At 42.4% G+C, this 13,182-nt stretch carries 17 protein-coding genes and 1 riboswitch; of the genes, 13 read left to right on the top strand and 4 right to left on the bottom strand.

Features of this window, described 5'->3' with window-relative positions:
- Nucleotides 1-86: 86 nt before the first annotated feature.
- Nucleotides 87-326 (top strand): hypothetical protein, encoded by a 240-nt coding sequence (locus OKX00_RS15410; RefSeq protein WP_053354917.1) that lies wholly within the window; start codon nt 87-89, stop codon nt 324-326.
- Nucleotides 327-343: 17 nt separating this feature from the next.
- Nucleotides 344-601: a flagellar biosynthesis anti-sigma factor FlgM gene (gene flgM, locus OKX00_RS15405; protein WP_265407917.1), complete on the top strand. Its 258-nt coding sequence runs from the start codon at nt 344-346 to the stop codon at nt 599-601.
- A 36-nt stretch (nt 602-637) separates the two neighbouring features.
- On the opposite strand, the gene OKX00_RS15400 is transcribed toward flgM, so the two are convergent.
- The gene (locus OKX00_RS15400) at nt 638-1,045 is read right to left on the bottom strand and encodes a phage holin family protein (RefSeq protein ID WP_091006270.1); all 408 of its coding nucleotides are present in this window, start codon (nt 1,043-1,045) and stop codon (nt 638-640) included.
- A 248-nt stretch (nt 1,046-1,293) separates the two neighbouring features.
- On the opposite strand from OKX00_RS15400, the gene OKX00_RS15395 reads away from it, so the two are divergent.
- The 7 genes from OKX00_RS15395 (at nt 1,294) to OKX00_RS15365 (ending at nt 7,820) form a co-directional block, all read left to right on the top strand.
- The gene (locus OKX00_RS15395; RefSeq protein ID WP_053354914.1) at nt 1,294-1,566 is read left to right on the top strand and encodes a hypothetical protein; all 273 of its coding nucleotides are present in this window, start codon (nt 1,294-1,296) and stop codon (nt 1,564-1,566) included.
- A gap of 244 nt (nt 1,567-1,810) precedes the next feature.
- Entirely contained in the window at nt 1,811-2,842 is a 1,032-nt protein-coding gene (locus tag OKX00_RS15390; RefSeq protein ID WP_265407916.1) for a YkvI family membrane protein, read from the top strand.
- 84 nt (nt 2,843-2,926) lie between these two features.
- A complete protein-coding gene (locus tag OKX00_RS15385) occupies nt 2,927-5,278 on the top strand; it encodes an FdhF/YdeP family oxidoreductase (RefSeq protein WP_265407915.1) in 2,352 nt (783 codons plus the stop codon).
- Between the two features lie 139 nt (nt 5,279-5,417).
- A complete protein-coding gene (locus tag OKX00_RS15380; protein WP_265407914.1) occupies nt 5,418-6,767 on the top strand; it encodes an APC family permease in 1,350 nt (449 codons plus the stop codon).
- Nucleotides 6,768-6,881: 114 nt separating this feature from the next.
- Nucleotides 6,882-7,106, top strand: a complete 225-nt coding sequence (locus tag OKX00_RS15375; protein WP_265410620.1) for a hypothetical protein — start codon at nt 6,882-6,884, stop codon at nt 7,104-7,106.
- Nucleotides 7,037-7,573, top strand: coding sequence for a GerAB/ArcD/ProY family transporter (locus tag OKX00_RS15370; protein WP_265407913.1), 537 nt, complete (start codon nt 7,037-7,039; stop codon nt 7,571-7,573). Before OKX00_RS15375 ends, OKX00_RS15370 begins: the two co-directional genes overlap by 70 nt.
- The gene (locus OKX00_RS15365; RefSeq protein WP_265407912.1) at nt 7,560-7,820 is read left to right on the top strand and encodes a GerAB/ArcD/ProY family transporter; all 261 of its coding nucleotides are present in this window, start codon (nt 7,560-7,562) and stop codon (nt 7,818-7,820) included. Before OKX00_RS15370 ends, OKX00_RS15365 begins: the two co-directional genes overlap by 14 nt.
- A gap of 87 nt (nt 7,821-7,907) precedes the next feature.
- On the opposite strand, the gene OKX00_RS15360 is transcribed toward OKX00_RS15365, so the two are convergent.
- Nucleotides 7,908-8,864, bottom strand: a complete 957-nt coding sequence (locus OKX00_RS15360) for a YecA family protein (RefSeq protein ID WP_265407911.1) — start codon at nt 8,862-8,864, stop codon at nt 7,908-7,910.
- A gap of 151 nt (nt 8,865-9,015) precedes the next feature.
- Here OKX00_RS15360 and OKX00_RS15355 point away from each other — a divergent pair, with 151 nt between their 5' ends.
- Nucleotides 9,016-9,885, top strand: coding sequence for a DUF4349 domain-containing protein (locus OKX00_RS15355; protein ID WP_265407910.1), 870 nt, complete (start codon nt 9,016-9,018; stop codon nt 9,883-9,885).
- Nucleotides 9,886-9,898: 13 nt separating this feature from the next.
- Here the strand turns inward: OKX00_RS15355 and OKX00_RS15350 are convergent, their stop codons facing one another.
- Nucleotides 9,899-10,129 (bottom strand): IDEAL domain-containing protein, encoded by a 231-nt coding sequence (locus tag OKX00_RS15350; protein WP_265407909.1) that lies wholly within the window; start codon nt 10,127-10,129, stop codon nt 9,899-9,901.
- A gap of 118 nt (nt 10,130-10,247) precedes the next feature.
- Nucleotides 10,248-10,499, bottom strand: coding sequence for a hypothetical protein (locus OKX00_RS15345; RefSeq protein ID WP_062231158.1), 252 nt, complete (start codon nt 10,497-10,499; stop codon nt 10,248-10,250).
- 154 nt (nt 10,500-10,653) lie between these two features.
- Nucleotides 10,654-10,759: riboswitch (TPP riboswitch) on the top strand.
- A 141-nt stretch (nt 10,760-10,900) separates the two neighbouring features.
- Here OKX00_RS15345 and thiD point away from each other — a divergent pair.
- The 3 genes from thiD to thiE are packed head-to-tail and all read left to right on the top strand — an operon-like array spanning nt 10,901 to nt 13,182.
- Entirely contained in the window at nt 10,901-11,707 is an 807-nt protein-coding gene (gene thiD, locus OKX00_RS15340) for a bifunctional hydroxymethylpyrimidine kinase/phosphomethylpyrimidine kinase (protein ID WP_053354903.1), read from the top strand.
- On the top strand, nt 11,704-12,501 hold the full coding sequence (thiM, locus tag OKX00_RS15335) for a hydroxyethylthiazole kinase (protein ID WP_265407908.1): 798 nt from the start codon (nt 11,704-11,706) through the stop codon (nt 12,499-12,501). Before thiD ends, thiM begins: the two co-directional genes overlap by 4 nt.
- A gap of 12 nt (nt 12,502-12,513) precedes the next feature.
- Nucleotides 12,514-13,182: a thiamine phosphate synthase gene (gene thiE / locus OKX00_RS15330; RefSeq protein ID WP_265407907.1), complete on the top strand. Its 669-nt coding sequence runs from the start codon at nt 12,514-12,516 to the stop codon at nt 13,180-13,182.

Here is a 13,182-nt window from a genome sequence, read left to right as displayed (position 1 = left end):
TTAGGTGTTTATGAAAGTTTTTCATTGGGTATTCATACATACATTCATCAACCATCACAACATAAATGGGGCAAGGGAAGAGTAATATGAAAACGATTAAACAGGAAGATATTCAACTTTGGGTAGAAAATCATTTAGAGGACTTTAAAAATTTTACTCCTTATCTGTTTACCCAAGAATTTATCCACTTTTTTTGTGAATCTCGGCAAAACGAAAAAGAGTTTGAAGTTAAGTATGATAAAAGTGGCCAAAAACTGTATATGCGTTATCTGGAACCTTCTGAAATTGAAGATGATTGGGTATGCGTCGGGAATGTGAGCTTCTAGACAAAGGAGATGTTATTGTGGAGATCAATCGCGTACAAAGAGTGGAGAAGCTGTATAATTCGGCACCCGTTAATAAACAGCAGCAAGAGGAAAAAAAGGAACTTCGAGATAAGATCGAAATTTCTAAGGAAGCTCAGGAGTTATATATGGCTGATAAGTTTACGAATGAGCGAAGTGCTAAAATAGAAGAACTCAAACAAAAAATTCAAGCTGGGGAGTACAAAATCGAGCCTGATAAGATCGCTCGGAAGATCGCTTCTCACTATCAACTATAAAAAACAGATCAGCTGCAGCTGATCTGTTTTTTTTGTTTATTTTTTATCCTTATCCGACTTGGGTTTCAAGATAAGGAATGCTTTTCGGATAAGCCCGGGAATTGGGATATTCGTCCTGCCCGCATTCTCGATGATGGATAGAAGCTCATTGGATAAATAAAAAAAGATGGTCGCATCCCGGATATATTGTCCGCCGAATAGGGAATCCAGTGAATGCGCAACCGCAACAATACAAAATATGATGACTTTTTTTATGATTCCTTTGAAGCCGACAGAACTTGACAATTTACCCTCATAGGCGGATGCGCAAATGCCGGAAATATAATCAATGATAGCAAGAATGACAAGCGCTTTAATCAGTGGTGACATCGAGCCAAACAAATAACCAGCATAAACACCAGCCAATGCCGATCCGCTTTTAAATAATAATTGCGCTCTACTCATATGAAAACACCTCAAACTTTCGAGAGTAGTGAATCTAGTATTGAATAATAGAATATGATGACGGACAAGATTTGGTTCATACGTGAGGGGAAATAGCATCAGTAAAGAACCTTTTTTTTGCAGAAATAGCAAGATTATATACAATAATATGACGAATTAATTAAATATTTAAAAAAATTTAAAAATAAGGAACAGACAGGCACATAATCTGTTACAATGGAGAAAATCTTTATTAGGAGGTATTTAATGTGAACAAAATTACTCTTGGTCTCCCTCCACATTGTCACAAAGTTTCATTCGATGGAAAGGTTTTTAAAATTAAAGGATTAAACAATGAAAAGATGATCGTACCGGTGTCTGGAACAGATAGCGCGGAAGTTAGCCATGTGAACGAGGAAACCGGGATGTTAAATATAATCGGAAAAGACCAGATATTAATTTCAATGGAGATGCCAATCCGGTTTTGTGAAATCGGAAAAGGATGGCTCCTTGATAAACTGCCAAAACGAAAAAAGAAATAAGATACCAAAGAGGACACAGGATGCTGTGTTCTTTTTTTGTTTTAGCTTTGTTACAGCATATTGTTGCTTGAAAGAGACACCCAAGTCTTTTTCTCCTAAAGAAGGCGTTTCGATCACACCCTGCAAAAATCAATAACAGAGCTTAATGTTTAAACGTAAAGCGTACCGGCTCTCACAGGGCTCTTCTAATTTCCTCGTACAGGCATACATTTAAACGGAGAGGTCGAGTTGAGTGGAGGGCAGGATGGGTATTCGGCGAAAACAGATCATTCAAATAGCCGCCACCTATATCGGGACGGTTGTAGGAGCGGGTTTTGCAACAGGAAGAGAGATCGTGGAGTTTTTTACCGTCCATGGTTCAGCTGGTTTCCTGGGAATCTTAATCAGCGGTTTCTTATTTATTTTTTTGGGGACGAAAGTTATGCTGCTGGCCCGAACGATTGGGGCGGATACCTATGAATCCTTAAACCGGTATTTATTTGGAGACCGATTTGCTTCGGGAATTAATTTCATCATGTTCATCATGCTGTTTGGGGTCACTTCGGTCATGCTGTCAGGAACGGGAGCCTTATTTTCAGAACAGCTTCATCTGCCGTTTCATGCAGGTATCATGCTAACGATCATCCTGTGCTTTTTGGTGATGCAAAAAGGAATGAACGGAATTTTGTGGACCAATTCAGTAATCGTTCCGGTCATGATTTTATTCTCCTTGATCATTTCCGTATCGATGCTTTTTTCTCCCATAGAAGCTCCCCTTATTAGAACAGAAGACTTCACTCAGCATTGGAAATGGCTGCTCAGCCCCTTTACATATGCTGCCTTTAATTTGACCTTGTCACAGGCCGTTCTCGTGCCATTAAGCCGTGAAGCAGAAGATGATACAGTCATTAAATGGGGAGGGGCCCTCGGTGGATTAGGCCTTACATTTATCCTTTTGAACAGCCATTTTGCTCTATACCTAGTGCCGCAGTCTGTACAATATGAAATTCCGGTAGCAGAGATCATCAGCAAACTGGGTATTTTTGTCCACTTTCTATTTTTGATTGTGGTTTATGGGGAGATTTTCACTACATTGATCGGCAATTTATTCGGGCTGATCGAACCGATGAAACAATCTTTCAAGTTATCTTCCAATGTCATTTTAGGCCTTTTAATGGGAGGCGGATATGTCATCAGTTTGTTTGGGTATTCCTCTCTTCTCCATTATCTCTATCCCCTTTTTGGTGTCATCGGTCTGTCGTACCTGGCGATCCTTGCTTTTAAAAAGAGTTATTAGGTACAGGGAAAATCAGAATATACAGGATGTCCCTTTCTTAAAATAGTAGAAAGAATCGTCACATGCAGACAAAGGGGGGATGGTATGGGAAATACAAAGCATACAGGGCCAGTATCACTTCCGCTCAAGCCGGATCCCTCACTTTGGGCGAGTCCTGTTCCATTTGGTTTTGGGAAAAACAAACCTCATCATGTAAGAGACACACTGAAAGCAGCATGGGAGAACCGTGATAACTTGAAATATGCAGCAAAAATATTGAACGAGGGGGTATGTGACGGATGTGCACTTGGTGTTTCCGGATTGCGTGACCAGACCCTTTCAGGGATGCATCTATGCACCACCCGGCTCAATGTGCTTCGTTTAAACACAATGCCGGCAATACCTGAAAAAATGCTGCATGATGATATACAAAACTTAAAGAAATACAGCAGTTCCGAGCTTCGTCAGCTTGGCAGAATTCCTTACCCGCTGATTAGAAAAAAAGGAGATCAGCATTTTCGGCGGATCACCTGGGATGAAGCACTAAATACGATTGCCACAAAAATAAAAGCCATTTCTCCGAAACAGCTTGCGTTCTATTTGACTTCCAGGGGCATAACGAATGAATCCTATTATATAGCAGCAAAAGCAGCCCGTTTTATTGGAACGAATAATATTGATAACGCCTCGCGAATCTGCCATTCTCCCTCTAAGACAGCTTTAAACCGGATGCTTGGTATAGGGGCATCAAGCTGCAGCTATAAGGATTGGATCGGGACCGGCGTTCTTGTGTTCTGGGGATCTGTTTCAGCGAACAACCAGCCGGTTACTACAAAGTATATTTATGCTGCCAAAAGAAAGGGAACAAAAGTAATTATCATCAATCCCTATGCAGAGCCTTCCATGGAACGCTATTGGATTCCTTCCATTCCTGATTCAGCTGTATTCGGTACCAAAATTGCTGATGATTTTTATCAAGTAAAGATTGGCGGGGATATTGCACTGATTAATGGAATCATTAAGCACTGGTTTGAGATGGAGCGTAAAGAGAGAGGTTCAGCTCTGGAGCATTCGTTTATTAACGAGCATGTTAAAGGACTTGAAGAGATGAAACGTCATGTGCGCGGTCTGACGTGGGAAAACCTTGAAAAGTCTTCGGGCATAGGGAGAGAGCGAATCTGCGAACTGGCAGAGATCCTGGCCTGCTCAAAGTCGGGTGTATTTGTCTGGTCAATGGGTCTGACCCAGCATAGGTTTGGCACCGATAATGTGTCACAGATTGTAAATCTCGCACTGCTCAGAGGATTTCTGGGCCGGGAAAATTGCGGTTTGATGCCTATTCGCGGGCATTCGGGTGTCCAGGGTGCAGGTGAGATGGGAGCCGATCCCTTTAGTTTGCCGGGCGGCGGATTTGATGAGAGAACACGGCAGCGCGTACAATCGGTTTGGGGTTTTGCTATACCAGACTGGCAAGGAGACATACTAGGCATCAGCCTGGAGAATGCTCTCCTTACTGAAGATGCAGACAGAAAGCTGAAGCTGTATTACATGTCAGGCGGGAACTTTTTGGAGACCATGCCAGATCCAGACTTTGTAAAGTCCTGTCTCGAAAACATAGAAGTCAGAGTCCATCAGGACATCATCCTTAATACATCTACTCTGCTTGATGCCAGGGATTGTGTCATCGTCCTTCCTGCAATGACAAGGTATGAACAGCCGGGTGGCGGGACTTCCACTTCAACCGAGAGAATGGTCTATTTTTCACCTGAAATTAATGGGCCGCGGATGGAAGAAGCACGTCCGGAATGGGAGATCTATAGTGAACTTGCTTCTAGAGTCTGGCCGGATCAAAGGAATATCATGCAATTCTCCGATGCAGAAGCAGTCAGAAAGGAGATTGCAATGGCTGCTCCAAACTATAAAGGGATACAGGATCTTTGCAAAAAAGGAGATGTGTTTCAATGGGGAGGTGCCTGGCTTTGTGAAGGAGGCATTTGCCCGACAGAAAACGGCAGGGGGCGGCTTTTTGCTATTGATCTGCCGGAACAGCGGCAGGGAAAAGGAGAATTTACCATTACGACAAGGAGAGGAAAACAGTTCAATTCCATGGTTTATCATAAAACGGATCCTTTTAACCAAGCATCCAGAGAAGACGTACTCCTTCACTTGAAGGACGTTTTAGAGCTTGGTTTACGGGAAGGAGAATCCGTTGTGGTTTACAATCGGCACGGTTTGTTTCGGGGCCGGGTGAAGATTGCAGACATAAAAAGGCGTAACGCCGCTTTATACTGGCCAGAAGCCAATTGTTTAATCCCTAAAGGAGTTTATGAAAGATCAGCTGGAATTCCGGAATACAATTCAGGAGCCTTAATTGAAAAGGCTGAAGTATTTTATGCCCAAAAAGACAAGGCATATAAAGAGAAAAGGCTGGCTGAGTCAGAATTAGATGATGATTAAGTTCTTAGTAGTATATTTGGATTTTTTTGAATACTATTACTATTTTTGAGCGTAGTGACAGATGATCCCGGCTATGATAAAGTTTTTAAAAGAAAGTCCTTCTAGAATAGACAAAAATAGTTTGGGAGTGGACAGAAAAGTGAACACAGAAGCAGGTCTCAAAAAAGACATAGGGCTTTCAGTGGCGATGTCTCTTGTAATTGGAACAGTGATCGGATCAGGTATCTTTATGAAGCCTGGAAAGGTAATTGAGTATGCTGGAGGCTCCAATATGGCGCTGCTGGCCTGGATACTGGGGGGACTCATCACCCTGGCAGGCGGCCTGACCATTGCAGAAGTTGCCACTCAAATTCCAAAAACAGGCGGGCTATACGTCTATATGGAAGAAGTGTACGGAAAAGTATGGGGTTATTTAAGCGGATGGGTTCAGACGGTCATCTACGGACCTGCTGTCATTGGAGGGCTTGGACTCTATTTTGGCTCTTTGATCGCGAACCTTTTTGGATGGAATGAAAAGACCGGTCCATGGATTGGCATTATAACCGTTATTTTCTTGGCGGCCATTAATAGTTTCGGCACCAAGTACGGGGGAATTGTTCAGAACGCCGCAACGATAGGAAAGCTGCTGCCTATTATTTTAATTATTGTGTTTGGGATCTGGAAAGGAAATGAAGAGGTCCTGAATGCAGGCAGCGGACTAACAGGCGAGATTAGTATGGGAGCAGCCATATTGGCGACATTGTGGGCATATGATGGATGGCTGATGGTTGGTTTTGTAGCAGGTGAAATGAAGAACCCTGCAAAAATTCTTCCTAAAGCCATCGTCGGCGGTATTCTGGTTGTCACTGCAGCTTACCTCCTTGTAAATGTAGCGATGTTTCATGTACTTCCTGCAAGCACGATCGTCGACCTCGGCGAGAACTCTGCAGGCAGAGCAGCTTCCTTATTATTCGGAGATATTGGCGGAAAGCTGATTGCTATTGGAATCGCCGTTTCTATTTTCGGTTGTCTTAACGGGAAAATTCTGACGTTCCCAAGGGTAACGTACGCCATGGCTCAACGCAAGCAGCTTCCGGCATCCCGCTTTCTGGCTTCTGTTTCAGAAAAGTTTGGAACACCGATCCCTGCGACAGGGCTTCAAGTCGTGTTTGCCGTTATTCTGATGCTTGTTTCCAACCCGGATTACCTATCAGCCATGGCGATATTTGCTATTTATATTTTTTACATTTTTGCCTTCTATGCCGTCTTTTTATTGAGAAAAAGAAACAAAGAGAAAAAAAGGACGTACAGCGTTCCTCTGTTTCCGTTTGTTCCAGCGTTTGCGATCATAGGGGCTGGTTATATCGTGATTGCGACGATCTTTGATAATCCGAGGGACAGCTTAACTGCAATCGCTGTGACTTTGTTGGGCTTGCCGCTGTATTGGTATTTAAATAGAAATAAAGGCAAAACTTCAAGTGATGAATTCTTGAAACAACAAGCCAAATAATCGTCATTATCTATTTGCTCTGCTGAGTTTTCAGCAGGGCTTTTTGTTTTATCGAATAAAAAGGCAGCATACTACAGAAAATGAGAAGAAAACAAAGTGGAGGTGAATGAATGGATGAAGATCAGGAAACGTTTAAAACGACGGCCGATTGCAGGTTCAGAAGCTAAAGCTTATGAAAATATTGAAGTTTCTTTACAGATTGATGAAAACCTCGATCACTTGAATAATATCTTAGGTGAGAGCATGGATGTGAAGATCCTGCCCGTTATATGCTCATCATCGTATTTTACTCGCTTCATTTGTGTTCGTATGTCGTCAGAAATGTCAGCAACTTCATGATTTCAAGCGTACTCCCGGATACGAACGCATGGACGTTTCAGATTATGCTGATTCTTGTTTCTCTGTATTCCTGCTATTATGGGTTGAACAATATTGCACGTGTGAACGAATTCTTAAACCCCATCATGGCGGTTCTGTTTATTGCATCGCTTATATTAACGCTGAACCGATTCGATATCAGGTACTTTAAGCCGGTTTTGGAACAGCCTCTTTCTACGGTCATGCAGGGGGCTTATACGACGACCGGTTTTCCATTTATTGAAGTCATATTGTTAGGCACGGTTTTTACGTATGTCAGGAAAAAGAAAAAGCTGATGAGATCCTACCTAAATGCTATTGTCGCGTCAGGAATTATACTCCTCATTACCATTATCGTAGACATAGGCTGTGACGGCTACTACATGGTCAGCCGGACTACATTTCCTACATTTGAACTGATGCGCGCCATTAATATTGTTAAAATTTGAGCGGATCGAGATCCTGATTGCCGTTGTTTGGATCGTCGGGATTTTTGCCAAAATCGTAATCTGTTTTCTTGCTGCTATGATGGGACTGCAGCAGGTTGCCAAGCACCATTCTTATGGACCGTTTCTTCTTCCTGCGGGTTTGCTTGTATGGGCAATGAGCAACCATCAACACAGCAATACGATGGAATTTACCGATTTCGTCGAAAAAACTGGACGCTCTGGTGGTTTACTCTATATATTCTTTTGATTGTGGTGCTGATCATTGGAGTAATCCTTAAAAAAATTAAGAGATCTGAACCATAAAAAGAACCCGCCCATTTGAGCAGGTTCTTTTTTAGTTTAAAGCAGTTTTAAGCTGACGGTATTTTGCAGAAAGGCTGGATGCGGAAGTGCCATAGCGTTTGGCTACTTCAGATTGTGTGGCAGGCTCATTCAGGACGTCCTTGGACGCCAAATAATGAAGAGCGGCTGCATAGGGCTGTTCTTTACGGATAATTGGATTTTGTGTCTTGTTCCACACATTCCAAATTCTTTCTGCCTCATTGTAGATCTCCTCTGATGTGTTCTCTTTAAGCAAAGATAGAACTCTATCAGCCGGCTGCGGCACAGCGTCTTCATCAGCTGCTTTCTCTAGTTTCGACAAAAGAACTTGTAGAGCTTTAGGAAAATCATCTTTCAAGGTTATTTTCAAGTCAGTCAGCGCATCTAAGCGTTTTTGCAATTCTCCCTGAGGAATCTCTGCAAAATCAATGTAAAATTCGTAATGTTCTCCAGTGTAGATAATAGAACCTGCTAGATCGGTTCCGTCGTGTGGAAGAATCTCAGAATTAAATTCGACCGTGTATTTCTGATCGGTCATCATATCTTGTAATAAAAAGGTATTTCGGTTCACTTTTGAGATCATTTTATAAACAGAAGGGAAACTCTTCTCCCAGTCTGCTATGATATCCAAGATTTCCGGCTGTTCTTTCCCTTTTTGCTCTTTAAGGTAATACGAAATTGGTGATCCGCCGTCCTTCACGTCAGAATGGAACATCAGCCAGCAAACCATCAGATTCGCATACGTTTGTTCTTCATCTCTTCCAATCTTGTATTTTTCTATGTAATTGCGTGTTTGGCTCCCCATTTCTTCATGAAAATGGTCAAAGGCAAACTTAGCTAAGCCTTCCTGATGGCGGCTCACTTCCACAATTTTGTTTAATTGAACGGTTGTGACCGATCGAAAACAGCAATTCTTATATTTTTTCCCGCTGCCGCATGGACACGGTTCGTTTCTTCCTGCTTTGTTCATGTTACCCTCCGTACTTCACTGCTCTTGTTGTAAATAAATCACTTTGTAAATACTAGCATATTCGGGTGATATTGCAACTCAAAGCTATAAAATTACCATATATTGTAACGAATAGGTGCTTTGGGTCGTCTATAAATTAAAGGGGGACATGATGATGATAAAAAAGAGAAATCAAAAGTTTATGGCCGTATGGGTGCTGATCGTTTTAGTTCTTGCGTCGTGCAGCAGCAAGGATGAAAACATGGCATCAAAGTCGTCTGAAGGGGGAAGCTCTTCCACCATCATGAAAAGGGAATCCGCTAAAGAAGACAAGCAGCCTGCTGCCGACCAAGGACGAAAAATGATTTACACGAGTGAAATTATAATAAGCGTTCAAAACATTAAGAAGGCCCGGAGTGAAGTGGAACAACTCACAAAACAAATGGGCGGCTATATCGCTGAAAGTGAATTCTTGTCTGAAGAAGAAGGGCAAAATGGGGGTTACCTGAAAATAAGAATTCCAAAGGAAGATTTTCTTGTTTTCACAAAAAAGGCAGGAGAATTAAGTTCTGGGAGCCCTCATGAAATCATAAATGGACGAGATGTTACAGAGGAATATACTGACTTGGAAGCAAGGCTGAAGGCAAAGCGCATTGTTCGTAACCGTTTGGAAAGCTTCATGAAAAATGCAGTAAAAACAGAGGATCTCCTTGCCATATCAAAAGAACTATCAGGAGTGCAGGAACAAATTGAAAAAATCCAGGGCAGAATAAACTATTTAGAGAATCAAAGCGATTTTTCAACGGTTACGGTCCATTTTGATATGAAAAATATTGGGACGAAGAACAATAAAAATCTGAATACCTGGGGAAATTCAATGACCTTATTTAAAGAGACGTGGAATGGACTGGTTCATACTATTTCCTATCTTATTATTGCACTCATTGGATTGTCGCCTGTCATTATCCTTTTCGTGGCTATTGGAGGAGCATGGCTTTACTTAAGAAGAAAACAGCGTTCAAAAAAAGAAACCAAACCGTAAAAGGTTTGGTTTCTTATCCAAGGAATTTTATATATTCATCTGTCAGTTTCATGAACTGTTTTTCATCACGTTTTTCCAGGGCTTCATCTATTTTTTCTTTATAACGTTTCATCTGATGGGCGTGCAGCGACTCATCAAGGATCATCTGAGCAACCATATTAAAAGCGAACGGGTCATTTTTCTTCTGAAGTTTATATTTCACAAGATCGTTCATGTCTTTATTATACGATGTATTGTCTTTCATGCTCTATTCCTCCTTGAACTTTTTTGCAGAAGCTTGTAGGATTGAAAGCTCATGCGTTAGTGGGTTTTTACTAGTATACTTATCAATGGTAATAATAGCAACAGTTTAATCTGAAAATTTAGTTTTTTTCATTTTGCTTCTCAATTTTTAAATCAGCCAGGACTTCATCTACAGAATGGAATTTTTTACTGTCCAGCTGTTCACCGCCTTCCATATCAAATACTTTTAATTCGTAAACATCTTCTGCAGGGTTATATTTGACTTCGACGGGATTGGTGTAATTTCTTGAGAAGGATTCTTCTGTTTGTGAATGACTGTAAACATCTTCTGGATTTTGTTTTAAATTTTGCAGTTTCTCTCTAATATTCATAATTTCTCTCCCTCCAGATTTTCTATCGGGTGTTGTATAAATAATGCCCGTATCCGTTCGTTTTTAAACACAGCAGCCTAACTTTTCGACAAATTTTATCCCTTGTTTGACGCTTTGGCTGCTGTCATATAGGATAGAAATAACATCATACATCGTATACCACTAGGGGAGCTTTGATTTAAAGCTGAGAAAAGAAATGTCTTTGACCCTTTGAACCTGATTCGGTTAATACTGGCGGAGGGAAGTGGCTTAAACTTTTATCAGCTTTCATGTTTAAGCCGCCTTCTCTTCAGATGGCGGCTTTTTAGCGGTCGAAGGAGGTCATGTTCAGCTTCAGTGCACAGGGACCTTAACAGAACGGGCCACTTGCGCTCTTCTAGTGGTGAAAGGAGTTCTTCCATATGTTAAAAACACCAAAAGCATTAACAGTTGCAGGATCAGATTCAGGAGGGGGAGCAGGAATCCAGGCCGATTTAAAGACGTTTCAGGAATTGGGAGCCTATGGAATGTCTGTCATCACAGCTGTGACCGCACAGAATACATTAGGTGTTCAAGGGATCCACCCGGTACCTGTTGAGATGATCATGAAACAGTTAAACAGCATAGAAGAGGATCTTCGTCCTGAAGCTTTAAAAACGGGTATGCTCTTCAGTGCAGAAATTATAGAAGCGGTATCTCATCATATTCGAAAGTATGAATGGAAAAACGTTGTTGTGGATCCTGTAATGATCGCGAAAGGGGGGGCTGACCTTCTGAGAAGGGATGCAGTAGAAGCCCTGAAAAAACAGCTGATTCCTCTAGCCTCGATCCTGACACCGAATATTCCCGAAGCTGAGCAGCTAACTGGAAGAAGCATTTCCACAAAGCAAGACAGGGAGGATGCTGCAAAATTTTTGCATGATTTAGGAGCAGGAATGATCGTGATCAAAGGAGGCCATCTCTCTCATGATAAAGCGCCAGTCGACTTGTTTTATGATGGCGAGAAGATGCATGAGCTGGAAGGAAGAAGGATTGATACACCGCAAACTCATGGAACCGGCTGTACGTTTGCAGCTGCCATTGCTGCTGAACTGGCACTTGGAAAAACCCCGTTTCATGCTGTAAAAACAGCGAAAACTTTTATTCAGGAAGCAATCAGCCACCCGCTTCATATTGGCAGCGGCCATGGGCCGACAAACCATTGGGCATACAGGAGGAATCAGGCATGAACGAACTGAGTGTGCTTTTAGAAGACATTAGAAAGAAAAAACCTCTGATTCATCACATCACTAACCATGTAACGATGAATTTTTTAGCGAACGGCATCTTGGCAGCTGGAGGAAGCCCGATGATGGCTCATCATTATGAAGAGGCTGAAGAAGCCGTCATGGCAGCTGACGCACTGGTTTTAAATATTGGAACCGTTGAACCTGACTTAGTTAATGCAATGGTTTTGGCTGGAAAAAAAGCGAAGGAACTGGGCATTCCTGTCATTTTGGATCCGGTGGGTGCAGGACTTTCCCAATTAAGGAAGAAAGCCGTTGAAGAGCTGGTAGAAAAGGTTTCTCCCGATGTCATTTGCGGCAATGCTGCAGAGATCTCCTTTTTGTATGGAGGTGACTGGGGTGGCAAAGGGGTTGATGGTGAACTATCAGGAAACGATGATGAGCTTGCTTTGCATGCGGCCAGAAAGCTCGGTTCGGTCATTGTCATTACAGGAAAACAGGATGCAGTGAGTGATGGAAAGGAATGCATAGCGATTAGTGGTGGACATGAAATATTGTCTTACGTGACAGGGACCGGCTGTTTTTCAACCTCTCTCATCGGTTTGTTTATGGCCAGATCTCTGGAAACCGGCCTTTCCTGCTGCCTCAGGGCCGCGGGCGCTTTGACGATGCTGGGAATCTGTGCTGAACGCGCTCAAGCCGTTTCGGCAGGACCAGGCTCCTTTCAGACAGCATTATTGGATGAGCTCTATCTATTAAACCCTGAAGACTTGAAAACGGCCGGCAGGTGGAGCTAAGGAGGCTTACAGATGGAATATAATACGCTTAAACAGCAGTTGAAAGTTTATTTTATTATGGGAAGCTTAAACTGCAGAGCTGAACCTGAACAAGTGCTGGAGCAAGCGCTAAAGGGAGGAGCGACGCTTTTTCAATATCGTGAAAAGGGCGAAGGGTGTCTATCATCTGATCAGAAATATGCCTTAGCTCTTATCTTGCAGAAAATCTGCGGAAAATACCATGTTCCTTTTATTATTAATGATGATATCGATCTCATGATCAGCCTGAATGCCGATGGTCTGCATGTCGGGCAGGAGGATGGAGATCTCAATCAAATCCGCAGCCGCATCCCCGATAAAATTCTTGGCGTTTCGGTTCACAATGTTGAAGAAGCAGAAGATGCATTACGGGCTGGAGCAGATTATTTAGGAGTGGGCCCGATTTTTGATACAAGTACAAAGATGGATACGCGTGATGTTATGGGGTTTTCTGTTTTAAAAGAGCTAAGAGCAGCAGGGATTACAGCACCAATCGTGGGAATAGGCGGCATTTTTAGAGAAAACGCATTTGAAGTAATCGAAGCCGGAGCGGATGGAGTATCTGTCATATCAGCCATCAGCCTGCATGTGGATCCAGAGAAGGCGGCAAGCGGTCTGCTTGAACGGGTAGAGAAGGCATGGAAAGCAAGACTCATTAATTAA

It is taken from the genome of Fictibacillus sp. KU28468, assembly GCF_026153615.1.
In the GTDB taxonomy this organism is placed as follows: Bacteria; Bacillota; Bacilli; order Bacillales; family Fictibacillaceae; genus Fictibacillus_C; species Fictibacillus_C marinisediminis.
Note: the sequence above shows the minus strand (reverse complement) of the source record. Positions and strands in the feature narration are given on the sequence as shown.

Coding starts and splice junctions, on each gene's coding strand:
- OKX00_RS15360 (WP_265407911.1), bottom strand. CDS start 8,864: ATGAACAAAGCAGGAAGAAACGAACCGTGTCCATGCGGCAGCGGGAAA.
- OKX00_RS15345 (WP_062231158.1), bottom strand. CDS start 10,499: ATGAATATTAGAGAGAAACTGCAAAATTTAAAACAAAATCCAGAAGAT.
- OKX00_RS15390 (WP_265407916.1), top strand. CDS start 1,811: ATGGGTATTCGGCGAAAACAGATCATTCAAATAGCCGCCACCTATATC.
- OKX00_RS15355 (WP_265407910.1), top strand. CDS start 9,016: ATGATGATAAAAAAGAGAAATCAAAAGTTTATGGCCGTATGGGTGCTG.
- thiM (WP_265407908.1), top strand. CDS start 11,704: ATGAACGAACTGAGTGTGCTTTTAGAAGACATTAGAAAGAAAAAACCT.
- OKX00_RS15370 (WP_265407913.1), top strand. CDS start 7,037: ATGCTCATCATCGTATTTTACTCGCTTCATTTGTGTTCGTATGTCGTC.
- OKX00_RS15385 (WP_265407915.1), top strand. CDS start 2,927: ATGGGAAATACAAAGCATACAGGGCCAGTATCACTTCCGCTCAAGCCG.
- thiE (WP_265407907.1), top strand. CDS start 12,514: ATGGAATATAATACGCTTAAACAGCAGTTGAAAGTTTATTTTATTATG.
- OKX00_RS15410 (WP_053354917.1), top strand. CDS start 87: ATGAAAACGATTAAACAGGAAGATATTCAACTTTGGGTAGAAAATCAT.
- OKX00_RS15400 (WP_091006270.1), bottom strand. CDS start 1,045: ATGAGTAGAGCGCAATTATTATTTAAAAGCGGATCGGCATTGGCTGGT.
- OKX00_RS15375 (WP_265410620.1), top strand. CDS start 6,882: ATGAAGATCAGGAAACGTTTAAAACGACGGCCGATTGCAGGTTCAGAA.
- thiD (WP_053354903.1), top strand. CDS start 10,901: ATGTTAAAAACACCAAAAGCATTAACAGTTGCAGGATCAGATTCAGGA.
- OKX00_RS15350 (WP_265407909.1), bottom strand. CDS start 10,129: ATGAAAGACAATACATCGTATAATAAAGACATGAACGATCTTGTGAAA.